The organism is Stenotrophomonas sp. GbtcB23 (genome assembly GCF_019091045.1).
GTDB lineage: Bacteria > Pseudomonadota > Gammaproteobacteria > Xanthomonadales > Xanthomonadaceae > Stenotrophomonas > Stenotrophomonas rhizophila_A.
Window position 1 is genome coordinate 1 of the sequence record NZ_JAGXKC010000108.1, and the last position, 1,588, is coordinate 1,588.

General features: G+C 67.8%; 1 protein-coding gene. It reads right to left on the reverse strand.

What is annotated here, in order from left to right; translation table 11 throughout:
• A partial coding sequence (locus KVS69_RS18175) for a glycoside hydrolase family 99-like domain-containing protein (protein WP_217539403.1) occupies nucleotides 1–1,466 on the reverse strand: 1,466 nt, incomplete at its 3' end.
• Nucleotides 1,467–1,588: the final 122 nt, after the last annotated feature.

The window sequence follows — 1,588 nt, forward strand, 5'->3', positions numbered from 1 at the left end:
TGCAGAAGCGTCTCCACCCGGATGACGTGCTCATGGGAGGTGCTGATGACGAGGCGGAACTCAATGGCACTTTGCTTCACCTGAGCCAGCAGCTCACCCAGCTCCTCCAGATACCACGCGTGGATCACCACGCAGGGGCGGGTCGCGGCAGGGGAGGCGGCGGGGGCGTGCAGCGCCTGTCGTGTGGCGTCAAGGTATGCATGGCCCAGCCTCAGGTCCGGCTCCAGCACAGCGCCCTCGGCCCATTCGTTCCAGGCATTGATGAACACCAGGCGCTCCGCCCTGGGTACCGGCGCCAGACGCCTGTGGATGGTGGCCGAGAGCCAATCGCGGTAGCCGCGCGGGGATGCATGCAGGTACACGCGACCGCGCCCTGAGCGCCGCGCCTCGTTGTCCCATCCGGGATTGACCCCGGGGTACAGCGGGTAGTCGGGCAGCGGGCGCGCGGCGATTTCGCTGGCCAGCTCGCGCCAGTCGCGCACGTCACCGTGGAAATCCGGGTTGATCAGGTACTGGTCGGCGGTCAGCGAACGCGGGTTGCTCATGTTCGGCGGAAATTCTACGGCCGCATCGAAATCGATATCGCGCGGGTCCGGGCGCTCGAAGCCCTGCACGTAGGCCAGGTGGACCTCGCCGATGTCATGGTCCCGGCACCACTGGCGCCAGCGCTGTGCGGTGGCACGTGCGTCGGGCAGCAGGTGCGGGCGGTACACCAGCAGCATCGGTTTGCCATCCACCTTCAACGCACGGCGGTCGCGCAGGTAATCGGCCACGTGCGCGATGAAGGCGATATCGTCCTCTGCACTGTGTTGCTGGCCAATGAGAATGTCATCGCCGCGCCCGTCCCAGCGCCGGGCCCAGTTCTCGTTGGCCCAGCAAAGGCAGAACGGCATTTCGATGCTGTCGTCGGCCAGCCATTGGCGCAGCGGCGTCTCCAGCAGCGTGGTGCCGCTGAACCAGTAGTAGTAGAAGCAGAACGCGCCGATGCCATATTCCTGCGCCAGGCTGGCTTGCTCGCGCATGATCTGCGGGTTGCGCAGGTCGTAGAAGCCCAGATCGGCCGGCAAACGCGGCTGCACGTGGCCCTCGAACTGGGGCAGGGCGCGGGTGACATTGCGCCATTCGGTGAAGCCCTTGCCCCACCACGCATCGTTCTGTTCGATGGGGTGGAACTGCGGCAGATAGAACGCCACCAGGGTCGCAGGCAGAGTTGCAGGCAAGGCCTCGGCCCGGTACGGCACGTGGCCGATGGCGGGTTCATCAGCGCGGACCAGCGGGCGGCGGGCGCCGTCGCCGCCCGCCACATCAAGCCGCCCGCGCGCCGGCGGCGGCACCCAGTCCGAATGCCGGTCCAGGAAGCGGCCGCGCAGGCGGTCGCGCTGCCCTTCTGACAGGGGCAGCGCCCGGAAGCCGGTACGCAGCACCAGATAGACCGCAGCGCGCAGCCTGGCCTTCAGGGCGGTCATGAACGGCAGACTCTGGTCAGGGTGAACGCGGCAACGGGCATGCGGGCTCCAGTACAACGGCAATGGCCGTCATTCTGGGCGTTCGCCGGCGCAGCGGCAATGCAGGGCGGCGCCAAACGGCG